This is a genomic window from Corynebacterium silvaticum, from assembly GCF_002162115.2.
Classification (GTDB): domain Bacteria; phylum Actinomycetota; class Actinomycetes; order Mycobacteriales; family Mycobacteriaceae; genus Corynebacterium; species Corynebacterium silvaticum.
Window position 1 is genome coordinate 1,857,680 of the sequence record NZ_CP021417.2, and the last position, 23,040, is coordinate 1,880,719.

Sequence of the window (23,040 nt, forward strand, 5' to 3'; positions counted from 1 at the left end):
ATCACACCTGATCCAAAACATTGAGACTTGCCAGCCCTCTCTCAAGGTGAAAATAGAGATACGAACGCACAAGCCGATGCGCCTGGAGAAATCTGTCCTGATTCCCCACGGAGAGAGCTGCTTCCCGAAATCCCCCAGCCATCAGCCACATCATATGCAGCGTCTCAGGATCAACTTCCACAGCCCCCGGCGGCCTACAGTGCACGCATACCGCTCCCCCGGCGACGGGGTGAAAAGCATGATGGGGACCGGAGGCACCGCACTGGGCGCAGTCGAAAAGGCTCGGTGCCCATCCGGCAAAGTTCATGGCCTGCAGCAAGAAGGCATCTAGGTCATACAGGGGTTGTTCTGTGGTTTGCAGACCCCGCAACGCTTCCACAGCAAGGTCAAAGAGTTGGGGTTCTGCCCCGATGGACATCTTTTCCACGGATTCTAAGACGACGCAGGCGGCGGCGTAGCGGGTGGGGTCGTCGATAAGCTGCGAGCCAAAATATGCCACTGTATCCGCTGAGGTAATCGAGTCGAGGGTTCTTCCGACATAGAGTTGAACGTCAAGCTCGACAAAAGGTTGTAAGCGCGAACCGAAACGGCTTTTCGCCCGTCGCACGCCTTTGGCTACAGTGCGGACAATGCCTCGACCACGGGTGAGGAGGACGACGATGCGGTCGGCCTCCCCAAAATCGTAAGTACGAACCACCAAGGCCCGTTCTCGGTAGCTGTCTCGGCGCACTAGAAGCCTAGTCGTCCCAACTGCTTAGGATCTTGCTGCCAATTCTTCAAGACCTTGATGCGCAGATCAAGGAAGACGTTCTGGCCCAGAATCTTGATGACTTCCGGTCGAGCGTTGTGGATAATGCGTCCAAGCCGTCGTCCATCTTTGCCGATGATGATCGATTTTTGCCCTGGCCTTTCCACATAGATCACTGCGTGGACATCCAAGACATCCTCGCGTTCCTCATTGGGCAGAATTTCATCTATCTGAACGGCAACAGAGTGCGGAAGCTCGTCTTTGAGGCCTGCAAGAGCCGCTTCGCGGATAAGCTCCGCAATGCGGGTCTCCGTGTCGTCATCAGTCACGTGATTATCTGGATAGAACTTTGGACCCTCAGGGAGCAGCCCGGTGATGACGTCGAGAAGCACATCGCGTTGCTCGCCTGTGACGGCCGAGACTGGGACGACCTCGCTCTCCCCTCCCAGCAGCTCGTGAAGCGCCATCAGCTGCACCGCGACCTGATCACGAGACACTTTGTCTGCTTTTGTAACAATGCCCAAAATCGGAGTCTTGGGGGCGACCTTCTTTACGGCATCAAGGATCCAACAATCACCCGGGCCGATCTTCTCATCGGCCGGAATGGTCAGGCCAATGAGGTCCATATCGGCATAGGTGTCCTTGACCACCTCATTAAGGCGCTCACCAAGGAGAGTCCTGGGGCGGTGCAGACCGGGAGTATCCACCACGATGATCTGTGCGTCGGGTCGATGCACAATGCCACGGATAGGATGGCGGGTGGTCTCTGGCTGGTTAGCCGTAATCGCGATTTTCTCGCCGACCAGAGCGTTGGTCAACGTCGACTTGCCTGTGTTAGGTCGGCCAACAAAGCTGATGAATCCCGAACGGAATCCTTCGGGGGTCTCGGTGAAACTCACCTGTCTCCTTCTACGTGGGGAAATCCAAAGTTAATCTCTTCCCATAGTAAGCCATGGGGCACGCCTTCTTACACTACGTGGCGTAATTCCCCACGGGTTATCCGACTTGCTCCACGGTGAACTGCATCCGAGGGTTCGCATAAGCCTCTTGAGCCTCAATCAATTGCAGCTCGCGCGAGCCTGAGTGATAGGTGGTCTGAATAAGGTCGAAGACAGACGAGGCAGTGCGGGCTAATGCTGATGCGGCATCATGGTCTCGGATGTAGTGCCCCGTGAACAGGGCGGCGGTGACGTCGCCTGAACCGTTGCGTTTAAAGTCCAGGAATGGGGTCTGGACGAGCCATGCGCCTTTATCGTCGACGGCGAGCATTTCGATGGCGTCGGCGGGAGTCTCTGGCCTGCGCACCGAAGTGACCAAGACGGTGTTTGGCCCCATAGCGCGAGCGGCGGCCACGGCCTCCAGCGTGGAATCCAGGTCATGTGCGGGAACCTTGGTCAGGTACTCCAACTCGAATTGGTTGGGGGTAATGATGTCGGCGACGGGCACGACGCGGTCGCGTAGGAGTGGGGGGATGAGCTCTGAAACAAAGCAACCCGATTTAGCGTTTCCCATCACTGGATCACACGCGTAGAGAGCGTTGGGGTTTGCGGCTTTGATCTGCGCAACGGTGTCAATAATCACGTCTGCGATATCTGAGCCGCCTTGGTACCCAGAGAGCACTGCATCGATGTGGGGAAACGCCCCACGGGCGGCAACACCGTCGATCACGCTTTTCGCCCGGGACGCGGGGATCAGTTCGCCTCCCCATTCGCCGTAACCGGTGTGATTGGAAAAGTTCACCGTGTGGACAGGCCAGACTTCGTGGCCGATGCGCTGCAGCGGGAAAACGGCGGCGGAATTTCCCACGTGACCGTACGAGACATGCGACTGGATGGAGAGGATATTCATGTGTTTAATCATGCGCGTTACGCAACAGATTACAAACTTGTTGTACCCCGCGTGGCGCGTTATTCCGCGTCTGGTTCTTCCGGCAAGACTGAGACGACCACGGACCTTACTTGAATCCGTCCGCGGCGATCCCGACCGCCCTCGGCTCGCAGCTGTATTTCGCTAGTACTGACCACAGACCCAGGAAGGGGCACACGACCCATTTCATAAGCTATGAGACCACCTACTGTGTCCACCTGGTCCCGGATGTCTTCGGAGAACTCGATCTCCCGGTCAAGGTCTTCCTCGATGGTTTCTGTCAGGTCTTCGAGGGAAAGACGTGAGACGACGCGATAAGTAGGAAGGGGCTCGTTATCAAGGCGCTCAATGGGGGCGATTTCTCGATCGTCGTATTCATCCGCAATTTCACCGACGATTTCTTCCAGAATGTCTTCAATGGATACGAGTCCAGCGATCCCGCCGAATTCGTCGACAAGCATGGCGATGTGGTTACGATCGCGCTGCATCTCGTGTAGCAACGTGTCAAGATTTTTAGAGTCTGGGACAAAGGTCGCGGGACGCATGACCTCGTCGACGGTAACGCTGCGCCCGCCGTCGGTGGAATAGTACGTTCGCTGCACGAGGTCTTTGAGAAAGACCACGCCAATGATGTCATCGACGGTATCGCCGATCACTGGGATTCGGGAGAACCCCGATCTCACGCACAGGCTCGTCGCTTGTCCTGCGGTCTTTCCGGACTCAATCCACACCATGTCCGTGCGCGGAACCATCACTGAGCGGGCTGTGGTAGAAGCAAGGTCGAAAACGGATTGGATCATCCGCCGCTCTTCAACCTCCACAACCCCGTGTTCCTGAGCTATGTCGACCATTTCGCGCAACTCCACCTCGGTGGAATACGGCCCGTCTTGAAACCCCGGGCCGGGCGCAATGATATTGCCGATCTTGATGAGCAACCGTGGGATCGGGCCCAGGACTGCGGATAGCGTTCTGAGCAACCATGCGGAGGATAAAGAGACGGTATAGGGGTTCTTTCGGCCTACGGTCCGGGAGAACACCCCGATGACAGTAAACGTGATGAGCGATACCCCAACAATCGCTGCGGTCAGTGCCCAAGCACTGGATTCAATAAGGTCAATCGCTAGCAGTGCTGCAAAGGCAGCCGCGGTGACATCGAGAAGCGTGCGCAATAAAACCAAGAGGTTGATGTGTTCGGCACGGTTTTCCAGCACGTGCAGTAATGTGCGCGAAGCACGTGACTCCGTGTCTTTGTTGATCTGCTCGACCCGTGCCACGGAAATCGAGCTGACGGCGGCTTCCACTGCCCCCAAAAAACCAGAGAGAAGAAGCGCGCCTAGCGTCGCGATCCCGCATATGAGAGGGGTCATCGTGGCTCCCCGATATCGGGGATTCCGCCACCGGGCACGTGTTTATCGAGCTCCGCCCGTTCTGCGGCCGTGGGAAACGCCCCAGCGTTGGAAGGCTTTGGCTGAAACTCCACACCGCGCTTTTCGCAGAACGCATACCAGTCGGATAGCAACTCATTTTGCAGCGAAAACATCGTCTGCTCATCCGCCGGTTCAATGTGGTCATAGCCCAGAAGATGCAAGCATCCGTGGGTGGTGAGCAGTGCAAGCTCATGCCCGAGGTCATGCCCGGCTTTCTCTGCTTGCTTCATCGCAAAATCCGGGCAGAGAATAATGTCTCCGAGCAGGGCAGGTCCTGGGGCGCCGGCGTCGGGGCGTCCCATCCCGGGGGTGAGCTCGTCCATGGGAAAACTCATCACGTCCGTGGGGCCTTCAATGTCCATCCACCGCACGTGAAGATCGCTCATGGTGGGAATATCGACGACTGAGATGGTGGCCTCCGCATCCGGGTGCACATCCATCTCGCCCAGAACAAACGTGGCTACGTCGATAAGAGCTTCCTCGTTCACCCCGTCAAAACCTGATTCATTAACGACTTCGATGCTCAACTTAGCTCTCGCTTTCTGCTTGTCGACGCGCCCGCGCCGCGCGCTCCAGGTTTTCTTCATAGACGTCGTAGGCTTCCACGATGCGCCCCACGAGCTGATGCCTGACCACATCCGCTGACGTAAGCTCGCAGAAATCCACGTCTTCCACGCCGCGAAGGATATCGCGCACCAGTCTAAGACCAGATTTTTGGCCTCCCAGCAGGTCCACCTGAGTAATGTCTCCAGTGACCACCATCTTTGACCCAAAACCCAGACGAGTCAGGAACATCTTCATCTGAGCCGCAGTCGTATTCTGCGCCTCGTCGAGAATCACAAAGGCATCGTTGAGGGTGCGACCTCGCATGTACGCAAGCGGGGCGACTTCGACGATACCGGCCTCCATGAGCTTGGGAATGATCTCTGGATCAACCATGTCCCTTAGCGCGTCATGGAGCGGGCGCAGATAAGGGTCGATCTTCTCGTTGAGGGTTCCGGGAAGGAATCCAAGTTTCTCCCCCGCTTCCACTGCCGGACGCGTGAGGATGATGCGGCTGACCTGTTTGGTTTGCAGCGCTTGGACCGCTTTGGCCATGGCGAGGTAGGTCTTTCCAGAACCCGCAGGACCCAGGCCAAACACAATAGTGTTCTCATCTATAGCGTCGACGTAGTGCTTCTGGCCTAGTGTCTTTGCCCGAATCACTTTTCCGCGGCGCGCGATGATGTCGCTTGCAAGTACCTGTGACACGGACTGCGGCGCCTCGACCGTCACAATTCCTATGGCATGTTTCACGGAGGCCGGGCTAATCACGTGCCCCCTCCTAGCGATAGATTGCAGCTCCTTGAGCACTTTGACTGCACGAGCGACCTCATAATCAGGACCTGTGAGCGTGACTTGAGTACCACGAACAAAGATAGAGCATTCGAGTTGATTCTCTAGTATTTTCAGGTTCTCGTCGGTGACCCCGAGCACCGTCTGGGAGTGCTGCTCATCTAGTTCAACAGTTTTGGTGATGATGCCAGCACCTCTGCGGACACGCACGGTTTGTTGCTCACTAGCCACTATGCTGATTCAACCTATCTCTAGTTGTTGTCTGTCTGTACTGGATTCTACCAGCGTGAAGTCAGTGCGCCGATTGCCGCGAGCGCGACGATTCCAGCCGAGGCGGTTCGCAGAACTTCAGGTCCTAGCTTGGCCAATCGCGCCCCCGCGGCCTGCAACTCGGCCGCTTCCTCTTGTCCGATGCCGCCCTCAGGGCCAATAATCAAGGCAATCGAGGTTGCCTCGCGCAGGGGAAGAGTCGCAAAAGCCTGCTGTGCATCCTCATGCAGCATTAACACCAGGTCAAAGCCCTCTGTTGCCAGCCGCCGCGCCAACTCCGGTGTAGTCACAGGAGAGTCAATCGTCGGTATAGCAGAACGCCGCGACCGCCGCCGCCCGCCACTTGTGCACACTCTTTTCGCGTTTAGCTCCCGTCCATTTGGCGACGCACCGCTGGGCTTCCCACGGGACTATCGCATCCACCCCACCTTGGGTGAGCAGGTCAACAGCCAGTTCCGAGCGCTCCGATTTAGGAATCGCCTGGAAAACAGTGACGGACGGGGTCGCAGACTCTTGCATTCCGCTAGATTCAACGCGCGCTGCGAGCCTGTCTTTCCCAGAAGTTTCCGTTACGAGCGCTTCAACGTGAGCCCCGTGGGCGTCGATAAGCTTGATGCGTTGCGTTCCCCGACCACGATGCGTTTCACGCTCACAGCATGGCGCCCCTCAGCCCCATCCAGACGAGCGGTCTCCCCCACCTCGGGAAGGTGAGGGCGCTGGCCGTGGAGAACAGCGTCAAGGTCGTACACAAAGGTAGGCAACGACATCAGATGGAGTCCTCACATTATCTACGGAACTTGTTACGTATGCGCCCAAACAGCGATTCCTCGCCGTCCTCGGCCTGCGAAACCTTTGCGGCCTCATCGCGGTGTTCACGCAGCTGGGTGAGCAGGCTTCTCGACGTCTCATCCAACGCCGTCGGAACCATCACGTCAACGTGAGCGATCATATTGCCATTGCCGGTATTGCGTAGCTGTGGCATGCCTTTGCCTTCCACCACAATACGCTCGGCGGGCTGAGTACCTGCAGGGATCGTGAACGCAACGGTTTCCCCGTCCAGGGAGTCCACGTTGACCTCAACACCCAATGCGGCATCGACCATGGGCACATGAACCTTCAAGTGCAGGTCGTTTCCTTCTCGCTGGAATACCGCATGCGGTCGGATGTGGATCTCCACGTAGAGATCGCCGGCGGGTCCGCCACCGTGGCCTACCTCGCCTTGGCCCGCCATGCGGATACGCATGCCGTCTGAGATGCCAGCCGGAACATTGACGACCAGATCACGCTGTGCTTTCACGCGACCATCGCCTGCACATTTATCACAGGGATCAGGGATAACTTCGCCGGTTCCTTGGCACACCGGGCAGGGGGTGGACGTCATCACGTTGCCCAAGAAGGAACGCTGGACCTGCTGAATTTCACCCGTTCCGCCGCAATGCCCACACACGTTGGGTTTTGCCTTGGTCTTTGAACCCGTTCCCTCGCACAGATCGCAGAGAACAGCAGTATCGATAGTGATGGGCTTTTTTACCCCAGAAAATGCCTCTTCCAGCGTCAGCGAGGTGCGTAGGAGAGCGTCGTTTCCGGGCTGAACGCGCGACCGAGGGCCACGCGAGGCACCGCCACCGCCAAAGAATGCCTCAAAGATGTCGCCCAGGCCACCACCGCCAAAGCCGCCGGCGCCATAGCCTCCGCCGCCGCCTTGTTCCATGGGGTCTCCGCCCATATCCACGATGCGGCGCTTATCGGGGTCTAGCAGCACCTCTTGGGCGATTGAGAGCTCGCTGAATTTCTCCGCGGCCTCGTCCGACCCGTTAACGTCCGGGTGGTACTTACGGGCAAGCTTGCGGTATGCCTTCTTAATCTCGTTATCAGTGGCGTCACGTTCGACGCCAAGGATTGCGTAATAGTCACGAGCCACAGTAAAAGAATTCTTCCTTCAGCTATCTTTTGAGAAATATCCAACCCAGCCAAGCTCAATCTTTTCTTGGCATTCATATCTGGCTATCTACAGCAATAGCACAAACACCATGATATGAACTGATAGGACCGAAACAACAATGATAACGATGCTCATGCTAAGGAGGGAAAACTAGGGCCCCTAATTCGCTAGCGGCGAACGGTACTGAAAAGGGAAACCGCCCCACGGGGCCTTACTCCCCGCTCAAGACCCTCGACACATATTGAGCCACCGCGTAGACCTTGGACATCGTTCCGGAATAATCCATGAACGTGGGGCCCACTACCCCCAAGCCGCCTAGGGTCTCTCCCTGTGCACCGTAGCCGGTCGTCACGACCGATGTGCCTCGTAATTGTTCGTCTTCGTTCTCCCGGCCGATCAAAACGCTCACGTGGCCTAGGTCTTGGACATTGGTGAGCAGCTTCAGCACCACTACTTGTTCTTCCAACGCTTCCAGCATGGACGGCAACGCCACGGGCAGGTCGCGGGCGATCCGGGTGAGGTTGGATGCGCCAGCAAGGATGAGACGATCATTCGGTTGTTCCACCAGGGTCTCAATGAGCACGGTCGCGCATCTGAGCACCATCGGTTGGATTTCCGGTGACACTAAAATGTCCGTGTTCGTGGGGTCTACAAGTTCTGCTAAAGAAACAGAGGCATCGCTGAGGGTTTTACCGTCTAAGGCCCGGTTGAGGACGTCGCGAAGCTTTAGCACGTGCTCCTGCTCGCATACCTGGTCTAGTTCCACATTGCGCTGCTCTACTCGCCCGTTATCAGTGATGAGCACAAGCAAAAGTCGCACCGGGCTCAACAACACAACTTCACAGTGTTTAACCCGCGAAACTTTAAGATTAGGCAGCTGAATCACCGACGCTTGGCGAGTCAACTGGCTCAGCAATTGCACAGAGCGGCGCAAAACATCCTCAAGATCCACTCCGCCTTCAAGGAATTGCAAAATCGCACGACGCTCCGCCGCCGACATGGGCTTGATGTCGCTCAAAGAATCCACGAACGCACGGTATGCCTTTTCCGTGGGGATCCGCCCGGAGCTTGCATGCTGTTGCATGATAAACCCCTCGGACTCCAGAACCGCCATATCGTTGCGGATGGTCGCCGAGCTGACGTTTAAGTTATGCCGCTCTAGAAGAGCCTTTGACCCCACAGGTTCCTGGGACTGGATGTAGCCTGCCACTATCGCGCGAAGTACTTCACGTCTGCGTTTTTCAGTAGATCCCGCCATGGTGGTGTCCCTCCTCGTGGATGCCTCGACTCGCCATTACCGCACACCAGCTTAACCGTTGCCCCGGCGGTATCAGTCAGCAACCAAGATGTCGGCGATAATCCCGTCCGCCAATAGCCTGCTTTTCGACGTCACCCGCACCCGCCCCGCTTCCACAAGCAGCAGCCCTTGCTGAACCCGCGCCTCGATCACGGCCAACTCGCCAGCAGAAAATTCCGAAACGCTCACGCCTTCTTTGAGACGCAAGCCCAGCATTACTTTCTCCTCATGCCGCTCCACATCACTCAAGGTCTCTTCTTCCTTGATCGGCAATTCCCCGCCCACGAGGGCGGTGGAGTAGCTAGCCGGATGCTTAATGCTGTAGAAACGACGCTGCGCGATATGCGAATGCGCACCGGGGCCAGCACCCCACCAATCGCCGTCACGCCAGTACCCCATATTATGTTGGCACTCGCCACCCTCACGAGCCCAGTTAGAGACCTCGTACCAAGAGAAACCTTCTTGACACAGGGCCTGATCAATCATCCAATAACGATCCGCATATGTGTCTTCATCGGGAGGCGGTAATTCCCCACGGCGCACTTTACGAGCCATCGCCGTGCCATCCTCCACAATCAGCGAATACGCACTCACATGATCCACGCCCGTGTCTACGACTCGGGCGAGCGTCTCACGAACATCCTCATCTGTTTCTGTGGGAGTCCCGTAAATCATGTCGAGGTTGACATGCTGAAATCCAGCGGCGAGCGCCTCTTTAGCCGCCGCAAATGCACGCCCAGGAGTGTGCTTGCGTTCCAGCACTTTTAGCACGCTCGAAGAAGCCGATTGCATGCCCAAAGAGATCCTCGTAAAGCCCGAGTTCAGCAAGGCATCAAAAAACTCAGGACTCGTTGATTCGGGATTTGATTCCGTAGTCACTTCCGCACCAGGCGCTATACCCGTGGTGTTACGGACGGCGCGCAACACACGATCCAGGCCAGCGGCCCCGAGCATCGATGGGGTGCCGCCTCCCACAAAAACCGTACTGGCTTCCCTGGTGTCACCCGAGCGCACCCGAATCTGCGCAGCTAAGTCCAGCTCTATTTCTAGAGCATCCATATAGCTTTCTGGAGAAGCAGAACTTCCCAGCTCACCGGGGGTGTACGTATTAAAGTCGCAGTACCCGCAGCGGGAAGAACAAAACGGCACATGGACGTACACCCCAAAAGGCGTGTTTTTCTGGCTCATGTTTTAGCCAACATACTCGCCGGAGCCCGCACGCTTAGCGATGACCCTAGCCACGACGGCGTCGATACGCGCGCGCTCATTGAGGAATGCCGGCGGATGTGAACCGCGCATCGTCCGCGTATACCCCGGGTGTTCCGTCGCCACGGCTTCAGTCCATGCCTGCGCTGCCGCAAAAACAATCTCGGCCGTACGCGAATACAACATCGGCAAATTAAGCGCATCCAAATCGCGCGCCGCTTTTTCCGTCTCCGACAGTTCCCACGACACGATGTGAGCAAGGTACTCGCCCACCAAGTCGGTTCGAGCCTGCAACGCTTGCGAAAGCTCACGAACAATGACGGGAGAATTCTGAATCGGGAACCTCTCCCGCAACGACTCCGAGTTGAGCAACACCGGACGCTCGACCGCATCTTCCATAGCAGCAGACGCCGCCACAGTCCCCGAAGCCAGCCCCGACGTCAGCGCCTGACGCAGCCCCACGAGTTCCCGAACCACAGAACGGGAATCCTGGCGCGCGTCTTCAAAGATCTCTTCCAGCTCGGCAACGCAATCGTCAACCAGCTCTGCATCCCAATCCGCGATGGCCTCAGCGAGATTCTCGATGTAGGTTGCAACCTCATCGCCAATGTTAAAAATCTCTTGGGTCAGCTCACGATGACGCAGTGTGGCATCAAAAACTTGCATTCAGCTGACCCCCTTCCAGGCATATGTTTAGGCATCCTTCACCATCGCTGCTACTGGGTATCTGAGGGAGCCAGTCGCAGCGATGCGTTACGAGTAATGACTTTAAAACAGGAACCGACGAAAGCGGTGGCGCCCCGCCGAGCAAAACCAAAATCCCGTGGGGAAAAGAAGCTTCTTTCTCCCTTCGGTGGGGAGGCATTGTCGTTTTTGAGAACGCTAGCCGGCATGCGCGTTGCAAAACCCCAGGATGAAATTTCTAGCGTTCTCAAAAACGACAAAATTAGAGGCAAAAATAAAAAAATCGCCCCTTTTTCCCTGAAGTCACAAGGAAAAAGGAGCGAAAAACGCGTCTAGCGCTTGGTGTACAGCGCCTCGATTTCGTCGGAGTACCGGCGAGCCACCACGTTACGCTTCACCTTCATGGTAGGTGTGAGCTCGTTGTCTTCCTCGGTGAGATCGCGGTCCAGGATGTAGAACTTCTTAATGGATTCCGCGTGAGAAACCGTAGCGTTGGCGTCATTGATCGCGTCTTGGATTTCGGCTCTGAGGACCGGGTCCTGTGCCAGTTCTCGGATCGAACGGCCTTCTGGAACGTTGCGATTAAGTTTCCAGCGTTTCAGGGCGTCGTCGTCAAGCGTCACGAGCAAACCAATAAATGGCTTTCCGTCACCCACCACCATCGCCTGGCTGATGAGCGGATGCGAACGCAGTTTGTCTTCCAGCGGCCCCGGCGAGACGTTCTTGCCGCCTGCGGTGACAATCAGGTCTTTCTTACGTCCGGTGATGATGAGGTGGCCGGAATCGAGGATTTCGCCGAGGTCACCGGTGTTAAACCAGCCGTTCTCCATCGAGGATTCGGTGGCTTCATCGTTCTTCCAGTAGCCGTCGAAAAGGGTCGATCCTTTCACCAGGATTTCGCCGTCGTCGTTAATGCGTATCGACACGCCGCCAACGGGCGGGCCAACCGTACCGATCTTCTGATTAGTAAAGTCCACAGTGGCGGCAGCAGTGGTTTCGGTCAAGCCATAGCCTTCATAAATTGGCACGCCGATGCCGCGGAAGAAGTGCATCAAATCTGGGCTCATCGCAGAACCACCGGAGATGCAGTACTTCACCGCATTGCCCATAGCTGCGCGGATCTTTGAGTACACCAACTTGTCAAAGGTCTTGTGCTTAAGGGTAAGGGCTCGGTTTGGCCCCTCTGCGGTATCGAGTGCCCGTGAATACTCTTGAGCAGTCAGTTCTGCTTGACGGAAGATTGCAGCCTTGAGCGCGCCGTCGGCCTGAGCGTTGGCCACAGCACCATTGCGGACTTTTTCAAAGACGCGCGGCACGCCCAAGATCAGGTTTGGCCGAGCGCGCTGGAATTCCACTGCGATCGTGGAGAAATCAGACCAGTGCGACTGGGTGGCTCCGCCAATAGCCATAGCCAAAGACACTGCGCGAGCCAAGACGTGGGCAAGTGGCAGGAAGGTCAAAACGCGCGAACCGGGGACTGCGATAGCTCCGATGTCGTGGGTCAGAAGCGCGCGCACCTCCGAGAGCCAGTTTGAGTGAGTGAGTTGGCACCCTTTGGGGCGGCCTGTTGTTCCAGACGTATAAACCAGCGATGCAAGATCGGAGCCCTTGGTGTTGGCGATGCGCTCATTTACCTCGGAGTCCGCAACGGAGCGTCCCTCAAACTTGAGCGTTGTCACTGCCGACGAATTAATCTCCAGAATTCTGCGCAGCTGCGACGGCGAACCACTCAATGTTGGTTTTCCATCCGCACCCAGAACCAGGTTCTTCATCAATTCCGTATGCTCGCGAGTCTCGGTGATGGCAAAAACTGCCCCCGAGTCCTCGATAATCCACTCGATTTGGCTAATCGACGATGATCCGTAGATCGGAACTGACACAGCACCGGCAGCCCAAATGGCAAAGTCCAGCAGAGACCACTCGTAGCGGGTCTCCGAGAGCAAAGCCACCCGATCCCCTTGCTGAACGCCTGCGTTGATGAGGCCTTTGGCAACTTCATAGACCTCTTCTATGAACTCTTTAGACGTGACGTTGACCCACTCGTAGTTTTTCGGCCGGGTGTACATCACTCCAAAAGGACGCGCTTTAGCCGTATCCAGCAACGCAGTTAGGCAGGTTTCGTTTTCGCCTACCTCGTATATGGCCTCGGTGGTTGACTCTTGAACCACTTTCTCAACACCTCATTTGTTTTGATTGTGCATTGCCAGCGTGCACCATGCGCCGTAGTTCCCCACGGGGCCGGTGCATCGCAAAACCTGATGTTTTACTCACACCGTTGATAGACTTCGAATGTACAGCCTTTATGCTCCCAGAGTCATCACTGGGGTAGACGTGTTCCAAATTAAACTCCGGACTACGGGACAGATGGGTAGCCGCAATGGCAGAATAAAGTTTCGTGGGTTATACAGATTCGCTGCGCGAACTCGCAGCAGCACATGCAGTTTCTTGGTCATTTACCGGATTCGGCGGCGAAGTAACCGAAGTCAGCGAGGATACGCTGGTAAAAACACTTCGTGCGTTGGGCGTTCGCTTTGGTAATGAACCCGAGGACAGTCCAAACGATCACATGCCGCTCGACGCACCTCTGCCGAGTGAGGAACAGATCCGTGCCGCTCTTCACAGGCGTCACGACGAAGAAGGCACGCGCCCGCTGCCCCGCTGCGTCGTCGCAACGCAGGGAAACCCTTACGTCTTCAACGTGCATGTTCACGACGGCTCCCCCGCGGACATCACCATCACGCTGGAAGACGGCTCAGTCGCAGCAGACGTCACCCAAATTGAAAACTGGACGCCACCGCGCACTGTCGACGGCATCACCTGGGGTGAGGCCTCCTTCCAGATCCCCAATGACCTTCCGCTCGGTTGGCACACCATCACGCTGACCTCCGACACGCTCACTGCCAGCTGTTTCCTTATCATCACTCCACAGCAGCTCTCCACCGCACGCACGTTTGTGGATAACCCAGCCACCGGAGTGATGGCTCAGCTCTATTCTGTGCGCAGCAACGACTCGTGGGGAATGGGAGACTTCCATGACCTCGGCGAGCTGGCTAAGGTCGTGGCCGACAAGGCTGGCGCGGACTACATCCTGGTCAACCCGATGCATGCAGCCGAGCCATTCCCCCCGGTCGAGGACTCTCCTTATCTCCCCACCACGCGACGCTTTATTAATCCCATCTACATTCGTGTCGAGGAGATACCCGAGCACCTCAGCCTCAGCGACGAACTGCAAGAGGAAATCGCGGAGATCTCTTCCGAGTTCAAAACTCTCAATCACTCCAGCGATAAAATTGAACGCAACCCGATTTACGACGCAAAGCTCCAGGTCCTTCATGCGATTTTTGAGGCCGAGCGCGATCCCGCTCGTGAACAGGACTTCCGTGACTTCGTAGCTGCTGAAGGCGACGGCCTCTACGACTTCGCGCTGTGGTGCGCGCACCAAGAAATCGCCCACCTTATGGAGTCCAGCTCTCACGCTGCAATCCCGACCCCCGAGGACGCCGCAGAATTCTACATGTGGCTTCAGTGGATCTGTGACCAGCAACTGGGCGCAGCGCAATCTGCGGCTATCGACGCCGGCATGAGCATCGGAATTATCGCCGACCTCGCCGTGGGGATCCACCCCGGCGGTGCCGACGCCCAAAGCCTCGCAGATTCCCTAGCGCCACGCGCATCCGTTGGCGCTCCGCCCGATAATTACAACCAACAAGGGCAAGACTGGTCCCAGCCACCATGGCACCCCGACCGCCTCGCCGAGGCCGGCTACGTGCCGTGGCGCGATCTGCTGCGCACTGTCTTGCGGCACGCCGGTGGCATTCGAGTAGACCACATCCTGGGGCTTTTCCGACTCTTCTGGATTCCCCGCATGCATTCCCCCACCACCGGGGCCTACGTCAACTACGACCACAATGCCTTGGTTGGTGTCCTCGCGCTTGAGGCCGAACGCGCCGGCGCAGTAGTCATCGGCGAGGACCTTGGCACATACGAACCATGGGTGCAGGAATTCCTCGCGCAGCGCGGCATCATGGGCACGTCGGTGCTCTGGTTTGAGAGTTCCCCCACGGGAGGGCCACGGCACCAAAACGAGTACCGCGAACTCGCACTCACCTCCGTGACCACACACGATCTTCCCCCCACGGCGGGGCTCCTTGCCGGCGAACATATCGAGTTGCGTAAAGATCTCGGTATTCTCACCGTCGATCCAGAGCAAGAACACGAGCAAGATATTCGTTGGCAAAGCGAGATTCTCGACGAAATCAAAAATTCCGGTGCATTCTCCGGCGACACCGTGCCAGAAACCTTCCAGGGTCTTACGCGGGAAGAGCGAGGAACCGCAGATACCCTCCTACCGGCTATTCACAAGTTCCTAGCCAGCACTCCCTCCGCACTCACTTGCACCGCCCTCGTGGATCTTGTTGGCGACCGCCGAGCTCAAAACCAGCCCGGCACAACCTCCGATATGTATCCCAACTGGTGCATCCCCCTGTGCGACGGCAATACCCAAGCCCTCACCATCGAAGACATCGCCGACCTCCCCTTGTTCCAAGCGGTAGCGGAAGCGTCAAAGAGAAATAAGCGCTAACGGTGTACGAACAAAGGCTCATTTCCCCGTGGGGAAATGGGCCTTTGTGTGCAACCTATATCAGGCTGACTAACCAGGCGATCACGACTAACGCAATAAGCAAGTATAAAGCCTGAGTTACCCGAGACTGTGGATACTTCCGCTTCCTACGCGGAAGCTGCTGATCCTGCTTACGCAGCTCCTCTGGATTAGCCATTATTCACACTTTCCACATACGTGGGGCGTGCAAGCCCCTCAGTTACTTAATTGACCTCATTCGAGCTTCTACTCTAGCCCGCACAACCGTGAGGATGCGAAGAATGCGGGCGCCCAGGACGTCGATAAGCCGAAGCCACGCTAAAGCCAGCACGCCGCACACCGGCACCACAACGATCAAAACGAGTGGTGCTTGCAGCCACAAGGGCGCTGACGTTAAAAACTGGCTCACCGAGTCGAGAAAGCCCGTCACCTGTTCCATCACCCCTGTTGCACCGCACCGGTTAAACCACGACGACGCAACAACGGCCCGACATCTTTAGCGCGACCCCGCAGTGACTCGAATACCGCAGTGAAGTCATCCGCACCGCCGCGCGACAACACAAGATCGCGGAACTTTTGCCCCGCGTCCCTGGCAGCGCTTTCCGACGCCGCCACGCCTGCGGCCCCCTGCTCGGTGAACCAGTCAAAGCCGTCGGCATCCAGCGCCTCGGCCCACAGGTAGGAGTAATACCCCGCCGAATATCCACCGGCAAAAATATGGTTAAAGTAGGTGGACTTGTATCGGGGCTCAACGTGTTCCACGTCTAATCCCGCGTCTTCCAAAGCCTTGCGCTCAAATTCCGCAATGTCTGCCGGGGACAGCTGCGCCGCTTCTTCCTTGGTCAACGAGTGCCATGCGAGATCGATAACGGCAGCCGACAGATATTCCGTCGTGGCGAATCCCTGCCCAAACTGACGAGCCTTCCCAATCGCAGCGACCAGCTCGTCCGGGATGACCTCACCTGTATCCACGTGGCGCGCAAAATTCTTCAAGATGGCGGGGTCAAACGCCCAGTTTTCATTAATCTGGGAAGGGAACTCCACATAATCCCGCGGAACATTAGTCCACGAGAACGTGGGGTACCGCACCTGAGACAGCAGCCCGTGCAACGCGTGGCCGAATTCGTGGAACACCGTCCGGAGAGAATCGATGCTGAGCAGAGCATCAGAGCCATCTGCGGGCTTGGTAATGCCCATCACATTCACCACGACGGGCTTGGTTCCCAGCAAATCCGACTGATCCATAAAACTGCTCATCCACGCGCCACCGCGTTTCGACGAACGCCCAAAATAATCCGTCAAAAACAGGCCAATGCCCTCACCGCTTGCGTCTTTGACCTCCCACACCTCGACGCCCTCCGCGTAGCCCTCCAAATCTGAGCGCGGAACCACTGTAATTCCATACAAGCGATTAGCGGCGTAGAAGACTCCGTCGCGCAGCACCTGTTGCAACGGAAAATACTGTGAGAGTTTTTCCTCATCGAGGGCGAAATCACGAGCGCGCACCTTCGACTCCCAATAAGGCCAATCCGCCCCATCCATCGTCGATTCCTGCACCCACTCCTCAGATTCCCCACGGGAGGCTTCGTCGAGAAGCTTGTACTCACCACGCGCATTCGCCGCCGCTGCCGGAGCCAAATCAAACAGCAGGTCTCGCGCAGCCGCAGCCGACCCCGCTGTCTCCTCCGCAATCACATAGTCGGCATGAGTCTCATAGCCCAATAGCGCAGCCCGCTCTGCCCGCAGCTGCACGGTCTCCACGACAATGCCCACATTCGACTCAGCGCCCCTGCGCTGCGACGCCTCATACAACCGCGCCCGCGCCTCATGCCGAGCAAGACTGCCCTGCTCAGCTTGCACAGTGGGAAGTTCAAGCGGGATGACAAACCCGTCCACACCTGCCGACTGTGCGTCCGCTGCCGCCGAGGCGAGGCGTCCGGGGCTCAGCCCCTCCAATTCCTCCCCGTGGGGAAACTGGACGGCAAGTGCTTTAGTATCGGCGAGTAGATTGCGGCCGAAGGCGTCGGCAAGCACGGACAAGCGCGCATTGATCTCTCGTAACCTCGCCATATCGGACTCATCTAAATCTGCGCCGTGCCGACGAAACGTCCTCAGCACATGCGCGTGCAACCGCTTCGACTCGGCGTCCTCCGGAGCCGCGACCGCTTCTAGACGCGCAAACAACGCAGGATTCAGATAGATCGCATCCGAATGCTCAGCCAGCAAAGGAGCAACCCGAGCTGCGATCTTGTCCATGGCTTCAGAAGAGTCCGTCGCATGAAGATTAAAAAATACCGACGCCACGCGCTCTAAGTCTCGCCCGCTGCGCTCCAGCGCTTCCACCGTGTTTTCCCACGACGGAGATTCTGGGTTGTCTGCTATCTGTGCGATTTCTTGGTCATGCGTGGCCAGCGCTGCCTCAAATGCTGGGAGGAAATGCTCCACTGAAATATATCGGAATGGCGGAAGCTGGTACGGCAGCGAGGACTCTTTTAGCAAAGGATTCGATACAGGTAACGTCATAGATCACAATCGTAGTTGCTAAAGTAACCGATATGTCCGAAAGCGCATCTTCGCAGCTCATTACCTGCCCCGGTGGCACCTTCACCGGCACAGTCCGCCAACACGCCAATGGCAGCGTGGCAACCTATGACCCCATCGTCTACGGGAAGCTCATCAGCGAATTTGCCCCCGCGCTCCACGTGTATTCCCCCACGGAGAGCGCAGACCCCGCAGCGCACAACAACCTGTGCACACAGCTCCACCTCACCGTCACGGCCCCAGCTCACGCCACAAAGTTCAACGACCTTCCGGTCCTAGCGGTGATCCACGGTGGCGGATACGACTCCGGCTCCCGCAACGAACCCTCCTTCGACGGCGCCGAGCTAGCCCAAGCGGGAATCATCGTGGTCAGCATCGACTATCGCCTCGGTATTCAAGGCTTTGCGCGCTTTCACGACGACGCCCCGCACCACTACCGAGGCATCGACGACTGCGCACTCGCCCTCGAATGGATCCAAACCCACATCGAAGACTTTGGTGGCGACCCCACCAACGTCACCCTCTTCAGCCAATCCGCAGGAGCAGGAATCGCACTCTGGCTCGCCCGGCGCGACCACTATCGAGGGATATTTCGGCGGGTGTGGGCGGCGTCGCCAAGCTTCCCCCGTGGGGAAATGAAACGCCGCAAAGCAGCACTCAGGTGGGCGCTATCCGCGCCAATCACCCAAACTGACCTCGAAGGACTACGTCGCAAACGCCTCAACAAAGGCTACAACCACTACAAACGCTACTTCCCCACCGACTTAGCCCTAGGCCCCTGGGGTTACGACCCCAACGAACTCACAGCAATACCCATCATCGTCAGCTCCACCGACCGCGAGCTCTACCAACTGCCCGCCGCTCAACGAGCCGACGCCTCATCATGGCTGCACCCGCCGCGCACGCGCATCGCCCGACACATGGGTGCCACAACCGACTACATTCACCAAAACTGCACTAAACCCGACTTTTTCCGTGCCCTCACCGGAACTTCGCTCATCCACCGCTGGGTAAAGCAAACACTCAAGCGCACATACGGCGACACCTGGTACATCCGTTACACCAGCTCAGACAATCGCGAAGCCACCCACTGCAGCGACCTCAGCCTCCTCTTCCAATCCAGAGACAACCAGCCCGATTCCCCACGGGGGATACTTCTGAGCTTCGCTCGCGGAGGCGCACCGGATTGGCCCCGTTATCGTAAAGACGGCAGCGGGCTGGGGATCTGTATTGATGGGGTGGGGGCCCAGTTGCTCGTTGACCCCCTTCGTGGGGAATTTGAGTAAAAATTCCCCACGAACGTTGCTCGGCCAAGTCCCATCCTCTGGATCCTCAACCCCGCAACGGTAGGTTCTTGTGCAGTCGCATAAGAAAAACGGCACCGCCCATCGTGGGGCAGAAGCCGTTGTGAGAAGCTGGCGAACTATTTGCCGATTAGTGTGCGCCGTAATGCTTCATGCCTAAGTTGTTCGATCATCCATGGGCTAAAGGCACAAGGCGCAGAGTCCACGGCATTGAAAAGGTCTTCGGGTTTCATCCAAGCAAGTGAATCCACTTCGTCTGCTCTAGGTTGCAGGAGAAGAGGCTCGTCAATGTATGCGACAAAAACAGGGCAGATTTCCCACTCAACGATTCCCTGGGAATCAGTTGCTCGGTACCGGAAATCTGGCAAAACGCACACCAGATTTTTTAATTCCCCACGGGAGAGGCCGATCTCGTGGGGAACGCGTCGTAAGGCGGCTTCGGCGGCTGTTTCGTGGGGAAGTAGATGTCCACAGGCTGAGTTAGTCCACACACCCGGCCATGTTTTTTGCTCAATGCTCGCCGGGTCACCAAGATTTTTCCATCGGACCCCAGGACATAGCAGGAAAACGCCAGGTGGAGAGGCGTTTCGTTGGTGTGGACTGTAGATTTGGGAGCGGTGCCGGTCGGGTTACCTTGTGCGTCGACAAGCACGACGAGCTCGACGTCGTTCATTCCTCCCACATTATCCGCTCCCGCGCCAAAATATTATTGCCTCACCCAGCTGCCGATGACTCCGGGGACCACGGCGCTGCGTTCTCCGATGAGAGCGGCAATATTTTTGTCGACTTCGACTGCGCTCGTCACTGATTTAACTTTTCCGCGTTTATCACCCTGCGATACTCCGGCTGGTGCCGCCATCATCGGCATCATGTGTCCTCCCGCTTGGTTTTGGCGGGTGGCGCTGCCGGGAGGTTCGCCGTGCATTGGATGCCCAGTCCACTGCTGTCTGGCTCCAGTCTGACGCAGAGCCTCTGCAGCGTGGTGGATGCCATGAGGAATGTGGTTCTTTCCTCCCACGGTGAAACGCGATGTACCCGGCGAACTCTTATGTGCGTTCATGCCTGCAAGTGGCAGGCCTAACGCGTTCAATCCGTTGCTAGTAGCTGCACCCCCGACCGCATGCGGGACGGTGTGTGCAGCCCCAAATCGAGGTACATCGTGGGGAAATCCAGCCGCCTGCGCCATGTGAGTTCCCACATTGTTTGCTCCCACTTTCTGTAACTGATGCTGAGCATTATTCACAGAATCAAACTACGGCGCTGAAAAATGCGTGCTTTGCGTATCGACGCGGTCCCCCGCGTTGACTCCTATCGCACCAAGTCCAGCTGTAGAGACCCGCCCATTACCTGCAATATCATCCATGCCAATTTCGGTGCCGCCTCCGCCGCCTGCAGTCGAAGTGTTCATATCCATCAAGTTGCGAATGTCCGGCACCGAACGATCGACGATACGTTGAAGTTTCTGTTGAAAATGCAGAAGAGCGGCCCTTTCCGATGCAATTCTCGCGGCAGGATCCGTCATAGCTTTAATCCCTGAGTTCGCCGTTGCAGCTTCCAACCACAGCATTGTCTTAATACCAATGAGCTTAGAGACCTCCCCCGCCATGACTTTCGCGTTGCCGGAGAAAACCTCGCTGGTCTGAGCTACCTCATTGATCCGTTCGACAGCCCGATCAATCACCTCACCCTTATTTCCCTCAGACAAATCTGTTGCCACTTTACGAAGCCGCATCGCAACCTCTGAAGCCAGTCGAGACATATCTGACCAGCTCTGCATTCCAAAAAACACCTCTTGCTCTTGGGTAGCGGCTAGCCCCTGGACAAGAGCATCCATTGTCGCTGGCTGTACGACTATTGGATGCGAAAAAGAGAAATTTTCATAAGCAGTCTCTGGCCTCGTGGGGAAACGGACTGCTTCTCTCCCCACCGAACCGCCTTCATCCGCAATATCCATTCCTCGCCGACCATGATCTTCTTGGCCGGTCAATGCCCCATGGCTTGCACGAAGCGCATCATGCAGCCAACTGATCTGTTGTGTCAGCGATTGCAGCACCGTTGACGCCGACCCAGCTCCCCCTTTAAGAACTATCCCGTGATTTGCCCCGATTTGATCAAGCCCAATGAGCGGAGAATACGCGCCGGAAATGTTGGCTTTTGCTAGATGACTCTTGATTTCTCCCGCAACTAAAGTTATTTCCTTTAGTTCTTGGCAAAGTCGCTCTAACAAATCCTTGTTTACCTGCATATCCATTTTCTAGATCCCCCTTGTTATTTCTTTTAATATTTCCCATGCTTTAGGGCAAGCGTCTTCTTGAGTAAAATTCCCAGTTCCAAAGAACAAATGGGAAACCCAAATCCGACCTCTAGACGTTGGCATTACTGCAGTACACTCATAATCTTCTTCCCCTAATTCCGCAGAAGTAAAATAAACCCCAGTCGGAACTCCTTGAATGTTCTTAACATTTAGCAGAACGTCATTACTGTTATTGATGTCTGAATCTGTAAGGACATCCGCACCTATTTGAATCACGGCAGCAGGATCAGGCGTGACTTTAAACCTATAATGGCAATACGATCTTTTATAGCCATTGAACTGTGGAGAACGTGACCCTGAAGCAACGATCCCCGCCCGCTCATAAGTTTCCGCCGGCACATCCGTGCACGGGTCGAAAAATGAGAAATTGGGGTCTGCCGGATTCGGTTCCCTAACCTCAGGAAAATCAGGATGTGTGTTTTCCGTTGTCGGATTCGCGCGGAGTGCTTCCACAGACACAGATTCTTTAGGAGAGTTCTGCACGCATGCGGTGAACATGAGTGCGCAGATAATCATGAGCGTCAGTAGTAATGAACATCGACGCATGAAAGAGTACGACTGCTGCGAGTCAGTCCCAAGGTTTAGCCAGTGCATGAGAAAACCCCCTGTGCCCATGTCGGACTCCCCCTTCGCGCTGTCACTCTGGTGCCTCCAATTCAGAGTGAGGGCGCTGTCCGGAGGCGGTCACCACGGTGTAACTTGTGCGGTCCGCCGGCCACCGGCCTCCTTGTGGAAGCCCGCAACAGCCGTACTCAGATTATTTAGACTACAGAAGGACCTCGATCGGTTACGCCATTTGGAGAATTAGCCTTTGGGCATCTAAATAGCGCAGGTAGGAGTCCTATTCTTCCGTTCCCCACAAAAAATACACTCCACCCAAACGGGGGAGTTTAGACCAAGAGAAATATAATATATTGCTAAATGCTATTGAGATTTCCCTCAAAAATTGCGTTGCCTATCTGGAAGGTGGCGTCGTAAAGCGTGCCATAGGACGTATTGAATGCGTACTGTAGGTTCGTCGACGCACCAGCACCCAGCGGCAAATCCAGCCCCACCGTGCCAGCGTCCACTTGCGACATATCCGCCCCATTCACGCGCAAAGTGGGCGCAGGGAATGCGTCTTTGGGTAGTGCAAGATCGTTCAGGTTAGTAATCTTCACATAGATCACCGAACCGGAACCCTGACTATTGGCGCTGGTGCCAAGGATTTCCCACTTCACATTGAGCCCCGGATCAGTCTCAGGGGCATTGATATGGTCGACCTTGATCGGCGAAACTTGCTTGGGCTGGAACTGAACGGACGTTGTGGTCGTTGGAGTAACAGAGACGGTTGTTGATACGTCATCACCGCCACAAGCGCTTAAAGTTAGCGTTGCGACGCCCACCATAGCACCAGCAACAAGCCGAGATCGGGAAATACGCATCAAATATCCTCACGCTTACGACGAATAACGAACAACTTCCCATAATTTTAACAACGGAGACGATGTGAGAGCATTACATGTC

At 56.5% G+C, this 23,040-nt stretch carries 19 protein-coding genes and 3 pseudogenes; 3 read left to right on the plus strand and 19 right to left on the minus strand.

Annotated elements, in window-relative coordinates:
• Position 1: 1 nt before the first annotated feature.
• From recO to CBE74_RS21200, 11 genes and pseudogenes are all read right to left on the minus strand, one after another.
• Positions 2-730 carry a DNA repair protein RecO gene (gene recO, locus CBE74_RS21150; protein ID WP_087454349.1) on the minus strand — a complete coding sequence of 243 codons (729 nt, stop codon included), beginning with the start codon at positions 728-730 and terminating at the stop codon, positions 2-4.
• Positions 730-1,647, minus strand: a complete 918-nt coding sequence (gene era, locus CBE74_RS21155) for a GTPase Era (protein WP_087454350.1) — start codon at positions 1,645-1,647, stop codon at positions 730-732. The genes recO and era overlap by 1 nt, the downstream gene beginning before the upstream one ends.
• Before the next feature lie 97 nt (positions 1,648-1,744).
• Positions 1,745-2,596 (minus strand): pyridoxal kinase PdxY, encoded by an 852-nt coding sequence (gene pdxY / locus CBE74_RS21160; protein WP_087454921.1) that lies wholly within the window; start codon positions 2,594-2,596, stop codon positions 1,745-1,747.
• 59 nt (positions 2,597-2,655) lie between these two features.
• Complete coding sequence (locus tag CBE74_RS21165) at positions 2,656-3,981, minus strand: hemolysin family protein (protein WP_087454351.1); 1,326 nt, start codon at positions 3,979-3,981, stop codon at positions 2,656-2,658.
• Entirely contained in the window at positions 3,978-4,568 is a 591-nt protein-coding gene (gene ybeY / locus CBE74_RS21170; RefSeq protein ID WP_087454352.1) for an rRNA maturation RNase YbeY, read from the minus strand. The genes CBE74_RS21165 and ybeY overlap by 4 nt, the downstream gene beginning before the upstream one ends.
• 1 nt (position 4,569) lies before the next feature.
• The gene (locus tag CBE74_RS21175) at positions 4,570-5,607 is read right to left on the minus strand and encodes a PhoH family protein (protein WP_087454353.1); all 1,038 of its coding nucleotides are present in this window, start codon (positions 5,605-5,607) and stop codon (positions 4,570-4,572) included.
• Between the two features lie 47 nt (positions 5,608-5,654).
• Positions 5,655-6,413, minus strand: a pseudogene (locus tag CBE74_RS21180) (16S rRNA (uracil(1498)-N(3))-methyltransferase).
• A gap of 17 nt (positions 6,414-6,430) precedes the next feature.
• Entirely contained in the window at positions 6,431-7,567 is a 1,137-nt protein-coding gene (gene dnaJ / locus CBE74_RS21185; protein ID WP_087454354.1) for a molecular chaperone DnaJ, read from the minus strand.
• 232 nt (positions 7,568-7,799) lie between these two features.
• Positions 7,800-8,846, minus strand: a complete 1,047-nt coding sequence (hrcA, locus tag CBE74_RS21190) for a heat-inducible transcriptional repressor HrcA (protein WP_087454355.1) — start codon at positions 8,844-8,846, stop codon at positions 7,800-7,802.
• Positions 8,847-8,918: 72 nt separating this feature from the next.
• Entirely contained in the window at positions 8,919-10,073 is a 1,155-nt protein-coding gene (gene hemW, locus CBE74_RS21195; RefSeq protein ID WP_087454356.1) for a radical SAM family heme chaperone HemW, read from the minus strand.
• A 3-nt stretch (positions 10,074-10,076) separates the two neighbouring features.
• Entirely contained in the window at positions 10,077-10,757 is a 681-nt protein-coding gene (locus tag CBE74_RS21200; protein ID WP_087454357.1) for a hypothetical protein, read from the minus strand.
• Positions 10,758-10,853: 96 nt separating this feature from the next.
• On the opposite strand from CBE74_RS21200, the gene CBE74_RS21205 reads away from it, so the two are divergent.
• Positions 10,854-11,111 carry a hypothetical protein gene (locus CBE74_RS21205; RefSeq protein ID WP_134315978.1) on the plus strand — a complete coding sequence of 86 codons (258 nt, stop codon included), beginning with the start codon at positions 10,854-10,856 and terminating at the stop codon, positions 11,109-11,111.
• Here CBE74_RS21205 and CBE74_RS21210 read toward each other — a convergent pair.
• Entirely contained in the window at positions 11,108-12,943 is a 1,836-nt protein-coding gene (locus CBE74_RS21210) for an AMP-dependent synthetase/ligase (protein WP_087454359.1), read from the minus strand. The two genes, CBE74_RS21205 and CBE74_RS21210, sit on opposite strands and share 4 nt — an antisense overlap.
• A gap of 227 nt (positions 12,944-13,170) precedes the next feature.
• On the opposite strand from CBE74_RS21210, the gene malQ reads away from it, so the two are divergent.
• Entirely contained in the window at positions 13,171-15,357 is a 2,187-nt protein-coding gene (gene malQ, locus CBE74_RS21215; RefSeq protein WP_087454360.1) for a 4-alpha-glucanotransferase, read from the plus strand.
• A 55-nt stretch (positions 15,358-15,412) separates the two neighbouring features.
• Here malQ and CBE74_RS21220 read toward each other — a convergent pair whose 3' ends face one another.
• The 3 genes from CBE74_RS21220 to CBE74_RS21230 are packed head-to-tail and all read right to left on the minus strand — an operon-like array spanning position 15,413 to position 17,898.
• Positions 15,413-15,553, minus strand: coding sequence for a hypothetical protein (locus CBE74_RS21220; protein ID WP_087454361.1), 141 nt, complete (start codon positions 15,551-15,553; stop codon positions 15,413-15,415).
• Positions 15,554-15,595: 42 nt separating this feature from the next.
• Positions 15,596-15,814, minus strand: a complete 219-nt coding sequence (locus CBE74_RS21225) for a hypothetical protein (protein ID WP_087454362.1) — start codon at positions 15,812-15,814, stop codon at positions 15,596-15,598.
• The gene (locus tag CBE74_RS21230) at positions 15,814-17,898 is read right to left on the minus strand and encodes a M3 family metallopeptidase (protein WP_087454363.1); all 2,085 of its coding nucleotides are present in this window, start codon (positions 17,896-17,898) and stop codon (positions 15,814-15,816) included. Before CBE74_RS21230 ends, CBE74_RS21225 begins: the two co-directional genes overlap by 1 nt.
• A 32-nt stretch (positions 17,899-17,930) precedes the next feature.
• Between CBE74_RS21230 and CBE74_RS21235 the strand changes: the two genes are divergently transcribed.
• Entirely contained in the window at positions 17,931-19,202 is a 1,272-nt protein-coding gene (locus CBE74_RS21235; RefSeq protein ID WP_087454364.1) for a carboxylesterase family protein, read from the plus strand.
• Positions 19,203-19,339: 137 nt separating this feature from the next.
• Here CBE74_RS21235 and idi read toward each other — a convergent pair.
• From idi to CBE74_RS21255, 4 genes and pseudogenes are all read right to left on the minus strand, one after another.
• A pseudogene (gene idi, locus CBE74_RS21240) lies at positions 19,340-19,893 on the minus strand (isopentenyl-diphosphate Delta-isomerase).
• A 33-nt stretch (positions 19,894-19,926) separates the two neighbouring features.
• Positions 19,927-21,471 (minus strand): annotated as a pseudogene (locus CBE74_RS21245) (hypothetical protein).
• 3 nt (positions 21,472-21,474) lie between these two features.
• Complete coding sequence (locus CBE74_RS21250; RefSeq protein ID WP_087454365.1) at positions 21,475-22,149, minus strand: DUF3558 family protein; 675 nt, start codon at positions 22,147-22,149, stop codon at positions 21,475-21,477.
• Between the two features lie 302 nt (positions 22,150-22,451).
• A complete protein-coding gene (locus CBE74_RS21255; protein ID WP_087454366.1) occupies positions 22,452-22,958 on the minus strand; it encodes a hypothetical protein in 507 nt (168 codons plus the stop codon).
• Positions 22,959-23,040: the final 82 nt, after the last annotated feature.